The sequence below is a fragment of the Acinetobacter calcoaceticus genome (assembly GCF_016508255.1).
GTDB lineage: Bacteria > Pseudomonadota > Gammaproteobacteria > Pseudomonadales > Moraxellaceae > Acinetobacter > Acinetobacter calcoaceticus_E.
In genome coordinates, this window is record NZ_JADVKT010000002.1 from 597795 (window position 1) to 617434 (window position 19640).

General features: G+C 37.9%; 19 protein-coding genes. 14 read left to right on the plus strand and 5 right to left on the minus strand.

Features of this window, described 5'->3' with window-relative positions; translation table 11 throughout:
- The 4 genes from I5515_RS06775 to I5515_RS06790 all read left to right on the plus strand — a co-directional run bounded on the left by I5515_RS06775 (position 1) and on the right by I5515_RS06790 (position 4600).
- Positions 1-939, plus strand: a complete 939-nt coding sequence (locus tag I5515_RS06775; protein ID WP_199965356.1) for an ABC transporter permease — start codon at positions 1-3, stop codon at positions 937-939.
- 7 nt (positions 940-946) lie between these two features.
- A complete protein-coding gene (locus tag I5515_RS06780) occupies positions 947-2089 on the plus strand; it encodes an ABC transporter permease (protein ID WP_199965357.1) in 1143 nt (380 codons plus the stop codon).
- Positions 2090-2101: 12 nt separating this feature from the next.
- Complete coding sequence (locus I5515_RS06785) at positions 2102-3835, plus strand: ABC transporter ATP-binding protein (RefSeq protein WP_199965358.1); 1734 nt, start codon at positions 2102-2104, stop codon at positions 3833-3835.
- A gap of 105 nt (positions 3836-3940) precedes the next feature.
- Complete coding sequence (locus I5515_RS06790; protein WP_199965359.1) at positions 3941-4600, plus strand: SOS response-associated peptidase family protein; 660 nt, start codon at positions 3941-3943, stop codon at positions 4598-4600.
- A gap of 59 nt (positions 4601-4659) precedes the next feature.
- Here the strand turns inward: I5515_RS06790 and I5515_RS06795 are convergent, their stop codons facing one another.
- On the minus strand, positions 4660-5028 hold the full coding sequence (locus tag I5515_RS06795; RefSeq protein ID WP_009387158.1) for a hypothetical protein: 369 nt from the start codon (positions 5026-5028) through the stop codon (positions 4660-4662).
- A gap of 295 nt (positions 5029-5323) precedes the next feature.
- Between I5515_RS06795 and I5515_RS06800 the strand changes: the two genes are divergently transcribed.
- Positions 5324-6181, plus strand: a complete 858-nt coding sequence (locus I5515_RS06800) for a 3'(2'),5'-bisphosphate nucleotidase CysQ (protein WP_199965360.1) — start codon at positions 5324-5326, stop codon at positions 6179-6181.
- A gap of 57 nt (positions 6182-6238) precedes the next feature.
- The gene (locus I5515_RS06805) at positions 6239-6973 is read left to right on the plus strand and encodes a histidine phosphatase family protein (protein ID WP_199965361.1); all 735 of its coding nucleotides are present in this window, start codon (positions 6239-6241) and stop codon (positions 6971-6973) included.
- A 57-nt stretch (positions 6974-7030) separates the two neighbouring features.
- Here I5515_RS06805 and rpsT read toward each other — a convergent pair whose 3' ends face one another.
- Positions 7031-7297 (minus strand): 30S ribosomal protein S20, encoded by a 267-nt coding sequence (gene rpsT / locus I5515_RS06810; RefSeq protein ID WP_199965362.1) that lies wholly within the window; start codon positions 7295-7297, stop codon positions 7031-7033.
- Positions 7298-7509: 212 nt separating this feature from the next.
- On the opposite strand from rpsT, the gene I5515_RS06815 reads away from it, so the two are divergent.
- From I5515_RS06815 to I5515_RS06850, 8 genes are all read left to right on the plus strand, one after another.
- Positions 7510-8175 carry an NAD(P)H-binding protein gene (locus I5515_RS06815; RefSeq protein ID WP_199965363.1) on the plus strand — a complete coding sequence of 222 codons (666 nt, stop codon included), beginning with the start codon at positions 7510-7512 and terminating at the stop codon, positions 8173-8175.
- A 12-nt stretch (positions 8176-8187) separates the two neighbouring features.
- Positions 8188-8694, plus strand: a complete 507-nt coding sequence (rraA, locus tag I5515_RS06820) for a ribonuclease E activity regulator RraA (RefSeq protein WP_199965364.1) — start codon at positions 8188-8190, stop codon at positions 8692-8694.
- A gap of 24 nt (positions 8695-8718) precedes the next feature.
- Entirely contained in the window at positions 8719-9498 is a 780-nt protein-coding gene (locus I5515_RS06825; protein ID WP_199965365.1) for a glutathione S-transferase N-terminal domain-containing protein, read from the plus strand.
- Positions 9499-9643: 145 nt separating this feature from the next.
- Positions 9644-10576: a Dyp-type peroxidase gene (locus I5515_RS06830; RefSeq protein ID WP_199965522.1), complete on the plus strand. Its 933-nt coding sequence runs from the start codon at positions 9644-9646 to the stop codon at positions 10574-10576.
- Between the two features lie 82 nt (positions 10577-10658).
- Complete coding sequence (locus I5515_RS06835) at positions 10659-11015, plus strand: hypothetical protein (protein ID WP_199965366.1); 357 nt, start codon at positions 10659-10661, stop codon at positions 11013-11015.
- Positions 11016-11149: 134 nt separating this feature from the next.
- Positions 11150-14611, plus strand: coding sequence for a transcription-repair coupling factor (gene mfd, locus I5515_RS06840; RefSeq protein ID WP_199965367.1), 3462 nt, complete (start codon positions 11150-11152; stop codon positions 14609-14611).
- Between the two features lie 201 nt (positions 14612-14812).
- Positions 14813-15247, plus strand: coding sequence for an HIT domain-containing protein (locus I5515_RS06845; RefSeq protein WP_002117900.1), 435 nt, complete (start codon positions 14813-14815; stop codon positions 15245-15247).
- Positions 15248-15303: 56 nt separating this feature from the next.
- A complete protein-coding gene (locus I5515_RS06850; RefSeq protein ID WP_199965368.1) occupies positions 15304-16770 on the plus strand; it encodes an adenylate/guanylate cyclase domain-containing protein in 1467 nt (488 codons plus the stop codon).
- A 45-nt stretch (positions 16771-16815) separates the two neighbouring features.
- Here the strand turns inward: I5515_RS06850 and fdx are convergent, their stop codons facing one another.
- From fdx to hscB, 3 genes are read right to left on the minus strand one after another with little or no spacing between them, the layout of a single operon-like run.
- Positions 16816-17154 carry an ISC system 2Fe-2S type ferredoxin gene (gene fdx, locus I5515_RS06855; RefSeq protein WP_009387062.1) on the minus strand — a complete coding sequence of 113 codons (339 nt, stop codon included), beginning with the start codon at positions 17152-17154 and terminating at the stop codon, positions 16816-16818.
- A gap of 17 nt (positions 17155-17171) precedes the next feature.
- Positions 17172-19031 (minus strand): Fe-S protein assembly chaperone HscA, encoded by a 1860-nt coding sequence (gene hscA, locus I5515_RS06860; protein WP_199965369.1) that lies wholly within the window; start codon positions 19029-19031, stop codon positions 17172-17174.
- Between the two features lie 38 nt (positions 19032-19069).
- Positions 19070-19588, minus strand: a complete 519-nt coding sequence (hscB, locus tag I5515_RS06865; RefSeq protein WP_199965370.1) for a Fe-S protein assembly co-chaperone HscB — start codon at positions 19586-19588, stop codon at positions 19070-19072.
- Positions 19589-19640: the final 52 nt, after the last annotated feature.

Here is a 19640-nt window from a genome sequence, read left to right on the forward strand (position 1 = left end):
ATGCTGGCATATGTTATTCGGCGTTTATGGCAGATGATTCCCACCATGTTGGGCGTAGTTTTGCTTATTTTTATTTTATTTAATTGGGTTGGTGGAGATCCTGCCTATATTCTGGCAGGGAAAATGTCTAACCCTGAGCAGATTGAAAACATCCGCAAACAGCTAGGTGTTGATCAGCCTTACTATGTTCAACTCTGGATTTTTATAAAGCAAATTCTCACTTTTGATTACGGTGCGAGTTGGAGTACTGGTGAGCCAGTTTCACAAATTCTTTTAACCCGTTTGGGACCATCTCTAACACTTTTAATTCCACTCACTATTTTACAAACTGTTATTTCAATTATCCTGGCTTTAGCAGTAGCGGCGGTACGAGGTTCTTTAACCGATCGCATGGTAATGATGCTGTGCACAATTGGCATGTCGATCAGTATTTTGGTTTATATCATTGTTTTCCAATATGTGTTGGCTTATCAGCTAAGCTGGTTTCCTGTACAGGGATGGAGCGATAACTTTAGCGATAATTTATTTAAATTTGCACTACTGCCAATTTTAATCATGCTGGTTGTGAGTATTGCACCGACCTTACGTTTGTATCGCAGTTTTGTACTTGATGAAATTAATCAGGACTATGTTCGAACAGCACGCGCTAAAGGTGTAAGTGAAAGTCGAATTTTAGGTGTACATGTACTGCGTAACGCTTCAATTCCCATTATTACTGATGTGATGTCAACTTTACCTGCTTTACTGATAGGCGCATTTTTAATTGAACGTTTTTTTGGTATTCCGGGTATTGGTCGTGAAGTCATCATCGCTGTTGAGCGAAGTGATTTTCCAGTCATTAAAGCTATTACCGTATACATTGCAGCGGCAACCATGATCTTTAACCTGATTGCCGACTTGGTCTACAAAGTGGTTGATCCACGTGTACAGTTGAAGTAGGTGGGCTATGCTGAGTGTTTTATCAAAAAGAAAAGAAGAAACCAATGCAGTACCTGCTTCTTCAGGTCTATGGAAACTTGCGATGCGCCGCCTTCGGGCCGACAAGATCGCAATGTCATCACTAGTGATCGTATTGTTTTATTTTATTATCTTGGTTCTATCAATGACTGGTGTAATTGCATCGGACTGGAATAAAGAAGTCGCTGTAAGTTATGCACCGCCTACATTTATAGGCGCAGATAAATCTACAGGGTCGGCACAAAACACAAACATTGTAGAGCAGGAGTTACCGGAAAATCCGGTAGACCCTTTAAAAGATGTCATCAAAGAACTGAATGCACAGATTAAACAAAGTAAAAGTTCAGCGGGCGCGATTGATTACTATGGCGTAGTTGATCCATTAGCTGATGATATGAAAGCAATTGATCAGCAACTTGGCGGGCATTTATTAGACCAGCAAGTGCAACTTAAAAGTACACTTGTGTTTGGTGCTGATAAGTGGGGACAAGATGTTTTAAAGAAAACAATTAAGGGGGCTGAAACTTCAATTATTGTTGGAGTCATCTCTGCTTTACTTGCAGTAGTTATTGGTACGTTATTAGGTGCAATTTCAGGATATTTTGGCGGTTGGGTGGATGATATTCTCAACTGGTTCTATAACATTTTTACCTCAATTCCATATTTATTATTGGTGCTTGCTATTGCTGCCGTACTTCAACAGAAAGGCATTTTATCTATTGTTTTGATTTTGGGTTTAACGGGTTGGACGGGAGTTTACCGACTCATTCGTGCCGAGTATATGAAGCATACCGCACGGGAGTATGTACTTGCTGCCAAGGCAATTGGCGTTGGACATTTCCGCCGTATGTTTATTCATATTTTTCCAAACGTCAGTCATATTGCTTTGGTACAAATGTCGATTTTGGTGGTTTCTTTTATTAAATCTGAAGTCATTTTAAGTTTCTTGGGTTTTGGTGTACCTGTAGGCGTGGTGTCTTGGGGCAGCATGTTAAACGAAGCACAAAGTGAACTTCTTTTAGGTAAATGGTGGCAGCTTGTTGCAGCCTCTGTTGCGATGGCTGTTTTGGTGACCGCATTTTCAATGTTTACTGATGCACTTCGTGATGCATTAGATCCAAAACTAAAATAAGAGGAAGACCAGATGAAAGCACAAGAACAGAATAATAGCCCTTTACTTCATGTAAAAAATTTGCGTGTAAGCTTTAAAGCTGAAAACAGGCAATATATTGAAACTGTAAAGGGAATCTCGTTTGATATTCCCGCTAATACAACTGTTGCTTTGGTTGGCGAGTCAGGGAGTGGTAAATCGGTCACCTCATTGGCGACTATGGGATTGTTACCAGTCGGACAAAGTAAAATTGATGAGCAAAGTAAAATTATTTTTGAAGGTAAAGATTTACTAAGTTTATCGCGTACAGAGATGCGTAAAATTTGTGGTAAAGATATTGCGATGATCTTTCAGGAACCAATGTCATCATTAAATCCTGTTTTTACCGTGGGTGACCAAATCGCTGAAGTGCTACGTCTACATATGGGCATGAAACGTAAACAAGCACGACAACGCGTTTTAGAATTACTTAAAGAGGTGGGTATTCCATCACCTGAAATGAAGATCGATGCATATCCGAATCAGCTTTCAGGTGGACAGCAGCAACGTGTCATGATTGCGATGGCGATTGCTTGTGAACCTAAGTTACTCATTGCTGATGAACCTACTACGGCACTCGATGTCACAATTCAGAAGCAGATTATTGATTTGCTGGAGTCGTTACGCCAGCGTCGCCAAATGTCGATGCTTTTTATTACGCATGATCTTGCTTTGGTTGGTGAAATTGCCGATAAGGTCATTGTCATGCGTCATGGGGAAATTAGAGAACAGGGCGAGGCTGAGCAGGTTTTAGAGCAGCCTAAAGATGTCTATACCCGTGCTTTACTTTATTGTCGTCCGCAAATTTCACAGCGACCTTATCGCTTGCCTGTTACCAGCGATTTTATGCGTCAAGAAGATCAGGTTCTGGTTGAAACAGTTTTTGATGTATCAGAAATTCCACAGCGTAAAAGGGGGTTGACTGGAAGTGAGCCAATTATTTTAGAAGTAAAAGATCTGAAAAAATGCTTTTATAGTCGTAAGGGATTATTCGGTAAAGAAGAGTTTCAAGCAGTCAAAGGTGTTTCTTTTAAGCTCGCAAAAGGAAAAACTTTAGGTCTGGTTGGAGAGTCAGGTTCTGGTAAAACCACTGTAGGCTTATTACTTATGCGCTTACATCAAGCTTCAGGTGGGCAAGCTTTAATTGAAGGTAAAGACATTCTGACATTAAGTGAAAAAGAATTTACTAAGTATCAACGGAAAATCCAGATTATTTTTCAAAATCCGTATGCTTCTCTTAATCCACGCTTTACCATTGGACAGATTCTTTTGGAACCTATGCAAATTCATAACATTGGTAAAGATGATGCTGAGCGTAAGCAAATTGCACTTGAGCTTTTAGAACGTGTAAATTTACCCGAACAAGCCTATTACCGTTATCCGCATGAGTTTTCAGGAGGACAACGCCAACGTATAGCGATAGCGCGTTGTTTAACTCTGAAACCTGAAATTTTAATATGTGATGAATCAGTTTCTGCGCTTGATGTTTCTGTTCAGGCTCAAGTACTTAATCTATTGCAAGATTTACAAGATGAGTTCGGTTTAAGTTATATCTTTATCTCGCATGATTTATCTGTAGTTAAATATATTTCTGACCAGGTGATGGTGATGAATCACGGTGAAGTAGTTGAAATTGCAAATTCAGATGAGCTTTATGCCCATCCGCAACATGATTATACCAAACGTCTTTTACAAGCCATTCCACAGGGTATCCATCACGCATTGTAAACGTAAAGTTATGTCGTTGAAGGCACTGAAAGGTGCCTTTTTATTTGGTTTCTAAGAAAGATTCTTTTAAAATAAGATATATAAAATATTGTTTTAGCCCTTACTATGTGTGCCAATTTTAGACCTCTTACTCTTGTTCAATTGCAGCAACTCCAATTGCCTGAGGTGGGCTTTAGCTATGCAGAAGAGGTTTATCCTGCGGGAACAACGCCACTATTATTCAAATCATCACAAGGTCTTGAGTGGCGAGAAGTGATGTTCGGTTTAGTTCCTAAATGGGCTGAAGATACGAATATTGCTAAACACACTTACAATGCTCGTCATGAAACGATTTTCCAGAAACCGAGTTTTCAAGAATCAGCTCTTAAATGTAAATTCGGTGTGATTCCAGTGACTGAGTTCTATGAAAGCAAATATATCAATGATAAACCTGAGCGGTGGGGTGTACGCCGTAAAGATGGTCAGGCTTTTTTTATTGCGGCTATTTATGAAATCTGCAAAATGAATGAAGACATTGTCCGTTCTGCAAGTATGCTAACCATGGATGCCATAGACCATCCCATGATGAAAGATTTTCATGAACCGGGCGATGTGAAACGATCAGTGATTGTAATTCCTCATGACCGATTAGAAGAATGGCTGAGTTTGGAAACACCAGACATCTCAAGTTTTATTGAGGGCTTTCCTGTCGAAGAGTTTGAATGTTCTCATGTACCAAAAGAAAAAGTGATAAAACCTACACCACAGCTAAGCATGTTTGACTGACATAAATAAAATCAAAATGAGGTTATTGATGTCAAATCTGAATCAATAACCTATGTCGCTTATTCAATAGTTTTACTTAATGTTTGCACTTGAGAATCTTGAGCTAGGTAGCTCAACTCAATTGGTGAAATAACAAAAGTTGTATTATCTGATGTCTGTTTAAATACAAAGCCATATTCAAAAGACTGGCTATTTTTACTTGGTAACCAGAATAGATAAGGACATCCAGTGTAACTTCCATCCCATCCCATTTCTCTTGCCAGTGCTAGAGCTGTATCAGATTTAGCAATGATTTCTTTCAGAGACTCTTTATCTCTTGTTGAAACATCACCATCATCATCTGCAAATGTTTGTAGGAACTCATTTAAGGGAGTGAGTTCTTCCCAGTTATGTTCTATTGTCGAGAAATGATATCCATATAGCATCATGTGCACTTTCTTCCATCTTGTTATTGTGAGATTGAACATAACAAGAAATACATGAAAAAGAAATGGATGAATCTGATTTAAGTTGTTTATTTTTCATAACTTATAGATTGCTTTATGTAAGGAATAAAGTTTTTTTAATCTCATAATTATTCATATTTACTATATAGCGCGCATAGAAAGCAGCGATCACCTCATGGTTAAGATAAATTACTATTTTAGTAAATCAAACTGTTGGCGAATACTGAATTGTTCATAATTCACCTATAATAGAAATGAAACTATGTAGAGCATATTTATGTTTATAACAACTACGCGCCCACAAGATGACTTGATTAATCAGCTTCTTCCAGTTTTGGAACAAGCGAGCCAAATTTTATTAGAAGAATATCAAAACTATTCTGCGGGTTATGAGTTTACTATTCACGAAAAACACGATGATTCACCAGTAACTCAAGCAGATTTAAAAGTGAACCTTTTCTTATTAAAACATTTGGCAGAGATTACTCCAGACCTGCCGGTTTTGTCTGAAGAAAGTGATTATAGTGCCCGGCATGACTGGTCATCATGCTGGATGTTGGATCCTCTTGATGGAACTAAAGAATTTATCCATGAGCGTGATGAGTTTACGATAAACCTAAGTTTGATTAAGGGTAAAGAAACGATCTTTTCAGTTATTGCTGTGCCATGCGAACAAGTTATGTATTTGGGCTACCTAAACGATTTACCTTTTAAATATAGTTTTACTCAAAAACAATGGTACCAATATCAAATTCCCTCAGCTTTGCTGGATGCACCTATACAAATAGGACTTAGTCACGGCAGTAAAAATCCGAAATACCAAAAATTTATTCAACCGATTGAAGAAAAACATAGCATTATTCGACGAGAAGCTGGAAGCGCCTACAAATTCTGCATGATGTTGGAAGGTGAAATAGATATTTATCCACGATTTCATCCAACGTCTGAATGGGATACAAGTTCGGGTCAAGGGCTGTTAGAGAGTATAGGTGGTGGGTTACTTACTTTAGATGGTAAGCCTTTTGAATATAATCAAAGACACACGGTTCTAAATAAGGGCTTTATCGCATTTCGTGATCAGCAAAGCAAAAAAATAGCATTTGAAGCGCTAGCTCAATCCGGTGTTATGGATTGAGAGTTATGCCAGACATGCTATAGTGGCAAAATATTGAAAGAAGATGACAAGATAAAAATGGCACTCGATTTATTGCCTAAAAGTATGTTCGAAGCAATTGATTTATTGCCTAGTGCTTCAACCCCTGTAACGCTATTTACGCGCCATTCTTTAAGAGAGCTCGTAAATGGACAAGGCTTGGCTGGCTATGACTTACAACTCACTCCTCAAGGGCGTGAGTTAGCTCAAGCATGGGGAAGCTATTTAATAAAAAATACGGATCGTGTTATTCAGCACTGTATTTCTAGTCCAATTCAACGATGTGTCGATACGGCTGCGCTAATGATTGAAGGGGCTGATGATGTAAGCCCTGAGCCAAATACACATACGATTGAAATTATTGAGCAAGGGTTACTCGTTGAACCCGGAAGTTTCGTACTCGATATACAACAAGCCGCACCTTATTTTAGAGAGCAAGGGGCATTGGGTTTTATTAATAGTTTTGTAAATAATGCATTGCCTGGTATGAAACACCCAATTACAGGCGTTCTAGATGTATTGGAGCTTATTTACCAGACCCATCCTAAGACACAAGGTGGTTTAAGTTTAGCTGTCAGTCATGACACGATTATTGCAGCCATTGTCGCCGTAATTTCGGGTAATAATCAAATACAAAAAGAAGATTGGCCAGAAATGATGGAAGGACTATTTGTCTGGTTTGAGGGGGCAGAGTTTCCAAATTGTAAATTAAAATGGATTTGGAGAGGAAAGGCCTACGAGCTAGATGTAGCCAAATTTCATAAAGTGCTATAAGCTCAAAAACGATAGATAATAAAAAAAGCCCAATAGGGCTTTTTTTACATGCTTCAATTAGTTAGCTAATGCTTTAACTTGAGCATTTAAACGGCTCTTATGACGAGCAGCTTTATTTTTGTGGATGATGCCTTTATCAGCCATACGGTCGATTACAGGAACAGCTTTGTTATAAGCTTCTGTAGCAACAGCATGATCACCACCAGCAATTGCACTTAAAGTACGTTTGATGTATGTACGAACCATAGAACGCAAGCTTGCGTTGTGTTTACGTGCAGTAACGTTTTGACGCGCACGTTTTTTAGCTTGAGCAGAGTTTGCCACTCTTGCACTCCTTGAAAATAAGTTGGTCTGGGCGGGCTGTGGTCAATCCAGTAAACTGGTGTAACCATCACCAGCCCGTAAACAAGTGCCATATTGTGATGAATAGACACCGTGAAGTCAAGCCTTGAGAACGTTTTAAGCTGTTTTAGGGGCTGTTAAAACGGTAAGAAAAGGTTAAATTTAAAACAAAGCTAAAGAGGGTTGGATAAAAAATGACAGTAACTAAGAAAAAAGCAATTGTGATCGGTGCAACGGGACTGGTAGGGTTAGCGCTTGTAGAACGGTTACAGCAGGCTCCTGAATTTGAAGCTATTACAGTCGTGGTCAGAAAAGAATCTCAAATATTTAATACATATGAAAAAGTTACACAATTGGTTGTAGATGATTTATTGATGCTAAATGATGAAGATGTAAATGATCATACTCATGCATTTAGCTGTCTGGGCACAACGTTAAAAGTGGCTGGCTCAAAGCAAGCTTTTTACGCGGTAGACTATGAAATTAATGCCCATTTTGCAGATCTGATACAGGATAAGCATATTCACTTGTTGTTAGTGAGTGCTCTTGGCGCAAATGCAAATTCACCCATTTTCTATAATAAGGTGAAAGGACAGTTGGAAGATTATATCCAGAGTTTGGGAATTGAAAAGTTATCTATTTTTAGACCATCTTTACTGATTGGTAAACGCAGTGATGTACGCTTTCTTGAAGACTTAGGACAAAGTCTTTTTAAATTTATTGAGAATAAATTACAAAAACCATTCAAATATAAGCCTATAACAGCGGAGCAATTGGCTCATACGATGGTCGTAGCGGCGCTAACGCAAATTGAAGCATTCAAACGATATGATAATCTGAGCATACAGAAAACTCGATAAGGGAGAATAGAAGTGTCGACAGTACCATTTGTAACATGTGATTTATTAGATGATAACCCTGAAAAAGACTTACAAGTTGTAATTCCCTCAATGGATGGAAAGTTCTTTCAAAGCTATGGAGCACGTAAAACTTTTGGGGGGCAGATCGTAACAGTAAAGTGTTTTGAAGATAACTCGTGCGTAAAAGAGTTATTGGCGACAGATGGGACAGATAAAGTATTAGTTGTAGATGGCGGTGCATCTATGCGCTGTGCACTCATGGGTGACATGATTGCGGAGTCGGCAGTTAAAAACAACTGGAATGGTGTCGTAATTTATGGCTGTGTACGGGATGTTGATGCACTTGCAACTTTAGATTTGGGAGTACATGCATTGGCTGCAATTCCGCAAAAAAGTAATCGTAAAGGCATTGGCGAAGTAGGCACCACTTTGTATTTTGGTGGTGTCACAATTCAATCGGGCGATTTTATCTATGTTGATAATAATGGAATTGTGATTTCAAAAGAAAAATTAGTTTAATCACACTCTATAGAGGATTGCAGGATGGTGAACCATCAAATTAAAGTATTACAGGCAGTTGTATCTGCAATTGCTGGAGGGGGTAGAGGTGTAACAGGTACGGCTTTTCCTCAGCAACCTGTAAAAGCTTTGAAGCTATATGAATTTGAGGGTTCACCATTTTGTCGTCGCGTTCGCGAAGTCATTACACTTTTAAATTTGGATGTCGAAATTTATCCATGCCCTAAAGGTGGGTTGAAGTATCGCTCTATTGTTAAAGAGACTGGTGGTAAATTACAGTTTCCTTTTCTAATTGATGAAAATACTGGCGATAAGCTATACGAATCGCAAGAAATTATTCATCATTTATTTAAACATTACGGTAAGACCGGAAAGACACCTCTGAAATTTTCGAGTTATCCGAACGTCCCTTATGTTGCATTTGCTGGAACGATATTAAATGGTGCTCGGGGCGTCTGGATAAATAAAAAAATCATTAATAGAGCTGCACCTGAGCAAAAGCTTGAGTTATGGAGTTTTGAAGCAAGCCCTTATTCACGAATAGTAAGAGGCTTACTCTGTGAACTTGAGCTTCCTTATATTCTGCATAATGTGGCAAAAGAACGATGGCAAGATCAAGGCCCAGCCATTTTTCGTTTAAAACCGGGTAAATATGTACCTCTAAAATGTGGAAAACGAGAAAAAATGCTGCCTGTTATGCAAGGTAAAATGCAGGTGCCTTATTTGATAGATCCAAATACTGGAGTGAAGATGTTTGAGTCTGCTCAAATCGTAAAATATTTAAAGAAACAATATGGGCGTTGATTAATTAAGATAATTTCTCAGAGTTTAATACAACTTACTTAGACTCTGAGAAAGATCAGATTTCATAAGAGTATGTATAAAAAGAATATGAATATGCTAAATTAATAAAGATAAATACCTAAATAAGGCATATTTTATGGAATGTATGAGAATTCAACCTGTAACGAGCGCTCCTGGTGAAAATGCATTATTTATTGTATTGGGACTAGCTCAAGGTGATTCTGTAATAGAAAAAGTAAAAGATTTTGCTGCTAATTTTTCAGCATTAACCAGAAGCCTGTCTAATCGTTATCCAGAAAGTAAATTTAATGCTACGTTGGGTTTTAGTTCAAATGCATGGGATATTTTATTTCCAGAGCAAGCTAAGCCTCAAGAATTAGAAATATTTCAAGAAATTAAAGGGCCGAAGTACACTGCTGTTTCAACCCCTGGTGATCTATTTTTTCATATTCGCGCTGATCGTCAGGCTCTATGTTATGAGCTGGGTAATATAATCAATCAACAACTTGGTAAAGTGACTTATCCAATTGATGAAGTCCATGGTTTTCGTTATTTTGATGGACGGGCAATTATTGGCTTTGTAGATGGAACAGAAAACCCAGAACCCGTTATTGCAGCGCAGTGGGCATTAGTGGGGAATGAAGATCCTGATTTTATCGGCGGAAGTTATGCTTTTATCCAGAAATACACACACGACATGGAAAAGTGGCGTGGATTGAGTGATGAAGAGCAAGAAAAGGTGATTGGCCGTAAAAAGTTCAATGATGTTGAGCTGGGTGATGATGAAAAGCCAGTAACTGCTCATAATGTAGTAAGTAAAGCTCATGATGCAGAAGGTAATGAGCTCAAAATTATGCGAGCTAATATGCCTTTTTCAAACCCATCAAAAAATGAATATGGCACATTTTTTATTGGTTATTCGCGTAAATTTAGCACAACCCGTCAAATGCTCGAAAATATGTTCTTAGGAAATGAGCATGGTAATCTCGATCGGTTACTTGACTTTAGTACTGCTCAGACTGGTACTTTATTTTTTGTACCAACTGTCGATTTCCTCGATGATTTAGGCGATGAATAGTCGTTAAATTAGAAGGCTTAAATGATGGGAGTAGCTAGACTACTTCCATTGCTTGAATTGAAAATTAATGTGATGTGATTAAATGTTTAAGAAGATAACGCAGCTTTTTCAAGGCTCAAAAGAAACACCAGAGCAAATTTATTTGCAAGAGAATCTATTAAAATTTGATTCTGAACGAGGACCTATCATTAACGATGTAGTGATTAATGAGAAATGGTCAGAACATCTTGAGTATTTCTCAAACCGTAAATTACAAAATTTTGATAACCTTCAGAAGTTATTCCTCATTACTCCACAAATTAATGAAAAGATTGATCTGGAAATTGCAACGCAGCGTTATGTAGAAAGATTAGGAAATACCCAAGAAAAGCTACTTCAGCTTAAAGCGATTATACAAATATTAAATCAATATTACGTTCTGTTTTTACGTGATAAATAATCATAGTTGATTGATTAAAAAATATAAAAAGTAGAGCTAACTAGTAGTTTGATTTTCAAAAAAATAACTCAATTCACTAAAAACATCATGCTACTATTAGGCTTATATCTTCTTAGCTGATAAAAGCCATATACATGTTTCAACAAGAAATCTCTCAATTGAATTTACAACAGCTCAAAGCCGGTGAAAAGCGTTGGGTGGGGTCGTTATTAGGTTCATCTGCTGCATTATTATTTAAAGAAATTGCTGTTCAGCATCCATCTTTACTTGTTGTGGTCGCCAGAAATAACCAACATGTTGCTCAATTAGAAAGTGAACTTGAGTTTTATGGCATAAAACCGACAATTTTTCCTGATTGGGAAATCTTACCGTATGATCGCTTGTCACCTCATCAAGATATTGTTTCAGAACGTCTAGCAATTTTATCTAATATGCCTCAGAAGGGCGTATTGCTCCTTTCAGCAAGTACTTTAGCTCAAAGAGTGGCACCGTATTCATGGGTTTTGGGTGAACATTTTGATATTCATGTTGGGCAAAAATTTGATTTAGAACAGCAGAAGTTACGTTTAGTACAAGCCGGTTATCATTTGGTAGATACTGTTTATGATCACGGTGAGTTTGCTGTACGTGGCAGTATTATGGATATTTTTGCGTCAGGACAAGAAGCACCTATTCGTATTGATCTGTTTGATGATGAAATCGATACATTAAAATTCTTTGATCCAGAAACACAGAGAACCACCACAACTCTAAAAAGTTTTACAGTTTTACCTGCAAAAGAATTCCCATTAAAAGAAGCCCGTTCAATTTTTAGAGATCGATATTCTGAACTTTTTCCTACGGCTAATCCAAAGAAAAATCCGATTTATCAAGATGTCCTTGAGGGAATTGCTTCGCCGGGAATTGAATTCTATCTACCATTATTTTTTGATAAAGCGCACATGCAATCGCAAAGTACAATTACAACGTACTTTCCAAAGAATTGCATTGTAATTACAACTCATGAAGTGGACACTGATTTAACTAACTTTTGGAAAGAAGTTTATCGTCGTTATGAAGATAGACGTCATAACGTAGATCAGCCAATTCTTCCTCCTGAAGAATTATTTATTGCTCCAAACCATTTGCTCAGTGCTTTAAATCAGTTTCCACGTATGCTGGTGAGTGCGGAGTTGGTTGAAGAAAAAACTGGTGCATTAAACCTTAAGGTAGAGCAGCCACCGAAGTTAGCAGTCGATCCTAAAAAAGAAAAACCATTTTCAATAGTCAAAAAATATATTGATGAAGCAAATCATCCTGTTTTATTGGTTGCAGAAAGTGCAGGTAGACGTGAAAGCTTAAGAGATGGTTTACGAGCTAGTTTGGGAGATATCCCTGGCGTAGATAGTTTTGAACAATTTCAGACAAGTCAGTTTGCAATTGCTATTACAAATGCACCGCTAGACCGAGGATTGCTTTTAACAGACCAATTGTCGGTTATTTCAGAAAACCAGTTATATGAGCATCGGGTAGTTCAACGTCGACGCAAACGTCAGCAAGAAGTTTCAGAAGAGTTCTTAATTCGCAGTTTGACTGAGTTAAGTATTGGTGCTCCTGTTGTCCATATCGATCATGGTGTGGGACGTTATGCAGGATTAGTGACTTTAGCAATTGAAGGGCAAGACTATGAGTTCTTGCAATTAAATTATGCGGACGAGGCAAAAGTTTATGTGCCCGTGACTAATTTGCATCTTATCAGTCGCTACAGTGGCGGAGACCCAGATTTAGCTCCACTTCATAAAATTGGAAGTGATGCGTGGAGTAAAGCTAAACGTAAAGCTTTAGAACAAATTCATGATGTTGCAGCCGAGTTATTACATATACAAGCACGTCGTCAGTCAAAACCTGGTTTTGGTTTTGAACTCGATCAATCGCTTTATATGCAATTTGCCAGTGGATTTGCCTATGAAGAAACACTTGATCAGGCGAATGCTATTGAAGCGACTCTTCACGACATGCAACAAGCTAGACCTATGGATCGCCTTGTTTGTGGCGATGTAGGTTTCGGTAAAACTGAAGTGGCAATGCGAGCTGCGTTTGTTGCTGTGCAAAATGGTAAGCAAGTAGCTGTTTTAGTACCTACAACTTTACTTGCACAACAACATTATGAGTCTTTTAAAGATCGTTTTGCTGATTGGCCTGTGCGTATAGAAGTGTTGTCACGCTTTGGCTCAAATAAAACCCATACAAAAAATATTGAAGATTTAATTGCTGGTAAAGTCGATATTGTGGTGGGAACACATAAGCTTTTACAAGAAAATGTGCAATTTAAAGACTTGGGCCTAATGGTGGTTGACGAAGAACATCGATTTGGTGTGCGTGATAAAGAGCGTATCAAGGCATTGCGTGCAGATGTAGATATGTTGACACTTACCGCAACACCAATTCCACGAACTTTAAATATGGCTTTTTCGGGAATGCGTGATTTATCTATCATTGCTACACCGCCAGCCCGTCGTTTAGCGGTTAAAACATTTGTACAAGAACATACAGAAGCTTCTATTAAAGAAGCCATCTTGCGTGAATTATTACGTGGCGGCCAAGTATATTTCTTACATAATGAAGTCGATACGATTGAAAGAGCTGCTGAAAACATCCGTGTTCTTGTGCCTGAAGCTCGTGTTGCAGTAGCTCATGGACAAATGAGAGAAAGAGAACTCGAACAAGTCATGCAGCAGTTCTATCACAAAGAATTTAATGTATTGGTATGCTCAACTATCATTGAAACTGGAATTGATGTTCCAAATGCCAATACAATTTTGATAGAAAGGGCTGACAAACTTGGTTTAGCTCAATTACATCAATTACGCGGCCGTGTAGGACGATCACATCACCAAGCCTATGCTTATCTATTAGTTCCTTCTATAAAACATTTAAAAGGTGATGCAGAAAAACGTTTAGATGCAATCCAGCGTGCTTCAACTCTGGGGGCTGGTTTCATGCTCGCTACAGAAGATTTAGAAATTCGCGGTGCGGGTGAGCTTTTAGGTGAGCAACAAAGCGGCTCAATGCAGGCAATTGGATATAGTCTGTATATGGAAATGCTGGAGAAAGCCACTAAGGCAATTCAGCAAGGTAAGACCCCGAATTTTGATGCACCTTTATCGCTAACAGCAGAAATTAATTTGCATATTCCTGCGCTTATTCCAGATGAATATCTAGGTGATGTTCACCAGCGTCTATTGTTTTATAAACGTATTAGTAATACAGATACGCAAGAAAAACTGGACAATATCCGTATGGAGTTAATTGACCGTTTTGGAGTTCCACCGCAATCGGTTAAACATTTGTTTAGTGTTCATCAGGTTCGTTTGAAAGCAGAGCAATTGGGTATCACCAAAATCGATATTAATACTCAAGGTGGCAATATTGAATTCTCACCTGATACGCCTGTTCAGGCCATTAGTATTATCCAACTCATGCAAAAGCATCCGACCTATTATCGTATGGAAGGTGGTCAGCGTTTAAAGGTTATGGTTCAACTTGAAGAATACGAAAAACGCATTCAATTTATTAATGATTTATTAGCGAAATTATTAAATGAATTACATGCTTAAATAGTGTTTTAAAGTGATTTTTATTCGATACAAATTTTTTGTAAGTTGATATCAGAATTTTATGCACGATTTCTCGGATCATAGGAGGAATAAGTGCATAAAATCATTGTTATTTGTAATCAAACCAGCCACTAGCAATACTCACATCAAAACTGATGTGATAGTATTAGCCATTATTGTTTATTGTCATTTATAAAAGATATGTTTAGTTTGCATCCACAACTTGCTCAAGATACTTTTTTTGTAGGCGATTTTCCGCTTTCAACATGTCGTTTAATGAATGATATGCAATTCCCGTGGTTGATTTTAATCCCTCGTGTTCCGGGAATCACAGAATTATATGAATTGAGCCAAGCTGATCAAGAGCAGTTTTTACGTGAATCAAGTTGGTTGTCTAGCCAACTATCTCGAGTATTCCGTGCTGATAAAATGAATGTTGCAGCTCTAGGTAACATGGTACCTCAGTTGCATTTCCATCATGTCGTGCGTTATCAAAATGATGTTGCATGGCCTAAGCCAGTTTGGGGCACACCTGCAGTTCCATACACAAATGATGTACTGGCTCATATGCGTCAAACCCTTATGCTTGCTTTACGTGGTCAAGGTGATATGCCTTTTGATTGGCGCATGGATTAAATCAATGCAATGCCACATTTATATGAATGTGGCTACATTGAGGTGTGGAGGACAGGGTGCAATTAGAGAGGTTTATCGATAGAGAGCCTAAGCAGTTTGCATATTTTCATCGCTTGATGGGATATTCAATTCTGTCCTTAATTTTAGTGATCTATGCTTTTACCTCACCTAATACAAATTATCAGATCTACGTTCCACCTTTTTTCTTATTTTTGCTTTTTATTAGCTCGAAGTTAGAACACTGGCTTCAGTATCAATTTGACAAAAAAACTCAAAAGAGTGTTTTCTTTGCAATCGATGCAATTGTTGTAGCAGTCACCTTAGCAGGTCTGCATCTTAACTTAGTACCTACATTTATTGCAGTATTTGCATTATTTTATTCAGCAATTAATAGTCGTATTTCTTTTGCAGTCATTTGTTTGACTAGCTTGTTAGGCGCGATAATTTTCTATTTAAGTACTTTTTTCCTATTTGGTTTTTATACATATTTTGAACCTACTAGCCAAGAGTTAACTGTAATTACACTCTTGGGCTTGGTTATGTTTATTACCATTGGAAATTATTACCAACATCGCTGGGTTAAAAAAATCAGTCAGCAACGTCAACATTACTATGATCAAATGACGCGTTATATTGCTTTTGCTAATCAGTTAAGCCGTTATGCGCCACTACAGTTGTGGCAGTCTATTATGCGTGGTGAAGCGGAAGCAAAAATTGAATATAAACGTAAAAAAATGACTGTATTTTTTTCTGATATTCAGGGCTTTACAGAGTTATCTGAAACTTTAATTCCTGATGATTTAGCATTTTTGCTTAATGACTATTTAAGCCATATGACGGAAATTGCGAAGCAGTATGAAGCTACTGTCGATAAATTTATGGGGGATGCTATCCTCATATTTTTTGGCGATCCGAATTCTCAGGGGGTAGAGCAAGATGCTAAAGCATGTGTAGAGATGGCAATCGCTATGCGTCAAGAAATGAAATTGTTACGTGAGCGTTGGAAAAAAATGGGCTATTCAGCCTTACACATTCGTATGGGGATTAGTACGGGTTACTGCCACGTGGGAAATTATGGGGCAACACATCGTATGGCTTATACGATTGTAGGTCGTGATGTGAATTTGGCAGCTCGTTTACAATATGCTGCTGAAATAGATGAAATTTTAATTTCAGATGATACTTATCAATTAATCAAAAGTGATTTTCTTTGTGCTCCAAAAACGCCAATTTACTTAAAAGGTATTCAAGGTGCAGTAAAGACATGGCAGGTGATGGAGAAGTACACAGGGAATAAGTCAGATCATCAACAATGGTTCGACTATGAGTATAAAGGCTTTCATCTAGTACTTAATTTAGAAGAAGTACAAAACTATGAATATCCAGAGTTGGTAGAAGTACTTGAGAAAATGATTCAACGGATTAAAGTTCAACAAACTTTAATTAATACTCAAGGTATTGCCCGATTAAGACTCGAAGATGAAGTTAAGCCTATTGAAGTTGATCAGCAAGATCAGGTTTAAAAAATGAAGTTAAAAAAAAGCTGCTTTTAAAGCAGCTTTTTTATTTTAATGATTTTCAGAGGCGTGGTTGATTGTATATTTAGGAATCTCAATTTCTAAATCTTCATCAACAATCTTCACCTGGCAAGAAAGACGAGAATCTGGTTCAAGACCCCAAGCCCGATCTAAAAGATCTGCTTCAACATCATCCATTTCTTCTAGACTATCAAAGCCCTTGCGAACAACTACATGACACGTTGTACAAGCACACGACATGTCACAAGCGTGTTCAATTTTAATTCCTCGATCAAGCAAACTTTGACAAAGATTTGCATTTTGTTCGACTTCAAATTCTGCGCCTTCAGGGCAAAACTGAGCATGAGGAAGTACTTTAATACGGGGCATATTGATCACCTATACCTTTAGTTTGAATTTGACCAATCTTCAAGTTTTGTACCTTTTAAGGCGTGGTCAATATGTCGATTCATACGTAGTGCGGCAAAAGCATCACTATGTACTTTAAGTTGTTCTACAGCTTTTTCAATCGCTTGAATCTCATCGCCTTCAAGTTGAACTTTCAGGAAATTTTCAGCAGTTTTAAGTGCTTCGAGCTGCTCATTATTAAGTAAATCAGCATCAACTTTGAGAGCTTGTTCTAAAGCTTCAAGCTCACGTTGAGCTTCAACTTTGGTTTCTTTTAAATGGCGCAGATTTTTATCTTCTTCCGCGTGTTGGAAACCTTCAATTAATAAGCGTTCAGTATCAGTTTCTGATAACCCATAAGATGGCTTAATATCAATTTGAGCCTGTACGCCTGAAGTCGTTTCACGAGCCGAAACAGTGAGTAGGCCATCTGCATCTACCTGAAAGGTAACTTCAATGCGTGCTTGACCCGCAGTCATTGAAGGAATGCCGTGAAGGACAAATTTTCCTAGTGAACGGCAATGTTCTACCAAATCACGTTCACCTTGAACCACATGGATAAGCATGGCAGTTTGGCCATCTTGATAAGTTGTGAATTCTTGGCGACGAGCAACTGGAATAGCAGTGTTACGTGAAATAAGGCGTTCTACTAATCCACCCATGGTTTCTAAACCAAGTGAAAGAGGAGTTACATCTAAAAGTAATGAACCGTCTTGACTGTTTCCAATTAATTGGTTGGCAGTAATGGAAGCACCTATTGCAACTACTTCATCAGGGTTGATCGTACAAAGCGGTTCTTGATTAAATACATTACGAACCGCTTGTTGAACAGCATACGAACGGGTAGAGCCACCCACTAAAACAACATTTTGAATGTCTGATAATTCAAGTTTTGCATCACGTAAAACACGTTTACAAACACTGATTGTTTTATCTAAAGCAACTTGAATAATGCTTTCAAAAGTTGGACGATCAAGTGTTAGTACATTTTCAAGTAGTCTTAACTGAACTGATTCTTGCGAAGATAGTTGTTCTTTTGCTTGACGAGCAGCAACAATAAATACTGCATATGCTTCATCGCTCAAGGTATCAATATCTAACTGCTTTTTAGCCCATTTAACAATGAGACGATCTAAATCATCACCACCTAAAGCAGTGTGGCCGCCTGTAGCTAATACTTCAAAGACACCTTGTGAGAAACGCAAGATTGATACGTCAAAAGTACCACCACCTAAATCATAAATTACATAGTTATGATCTGTCGCTAAATTAGTTTCTTGGTCTAAACCATAAGCTACTGCAGCAGCGGTTGGCTCATTTAATAAACGTAATACATTCAAACCAGCAAGTTGTGCTGCATCACGAGTAGCTTGTCGCTGAGCTTCATCGAAATAGGCAGGAACAGTAATGACTGCACCATTTACTGGATTCTGTAAGCTAGTTTCAGCACGATCTTTTAATTGTTTTAAAATTTCAGCAGAAATTTCAACAGGGGTTTTACGACCAGCGCGTGTTTCAAAAGCTGGCATCTCATTTTCAGAGCCCATTAACTCATACGGATGCTGAAATTTGATATCTGCTTTTGAACGACCCATAAAGCGTTTTACAGAAACAATTGTATTTTTGGGGTCGGCAATAAGGAAAGGCTTTGCTTCTTCACCATAGTGAGTTACATCATTTCCATAGTGCACAATAGAAGGAAGTAGTCTTCTTTCTTTTTCGTCATTGAGTACTTTAGGTTTGCCTGATAACACTGTCGCAACTAAAGAATGTGTTGTTCCTAGGTCGATACCAATCGCAATGCGGTGTTCATGTGGGGCACTGGATTGACCCGGTTCAGCAATTTGCAAAAGTGCCATGAGTTAAATCCCTTGAATATAAATTGGAAAAAGCAAAATTAAAAATCATCGTCTAAATCAAAGTTGTCTTCGTCATCCAACATTCGATCTTCTGCTTTTTCAATATCATTAAGAACGCGCTGAAAGAACCGTAATTTACGTACAGTATCGCGAGCTTCACCCCAGTCTTCATCTGAGTAATCAATTTTAAATTCGCGAACTAAACTTTCTATCCACTGAAACACTTCTTGTTTAAGAGTGCTTAGATGCTCTTGTGAGGTTGCTTCATCAAGTTGTTCACGAAGTTCTAAAGCCGATTGTAAGAATTCAAAATCGCTAATAGATTGATCAAGGTGATGGTCTTGCTTTTTTAATGCTAAAAGATAAGCAGCGCGGCTATCTATTTGCGATAAGGTTTTAAAAGCTTGATTAATTTCACTTGATTTGATCAACGCTTGATTTTTATCTTCTGCTTTATCTGGATGATATTGCTGCTGTAAATTCAAGAAACTAGATTTTAAGCTCGCCAAATCGATATCGAGTTCTACGGGTAAATTGAACAACTCAAAATGATTCATTAGAAAGGAGGTCCACGTTAATTAAATACATTAAAACAGTGCTATAAAAAGA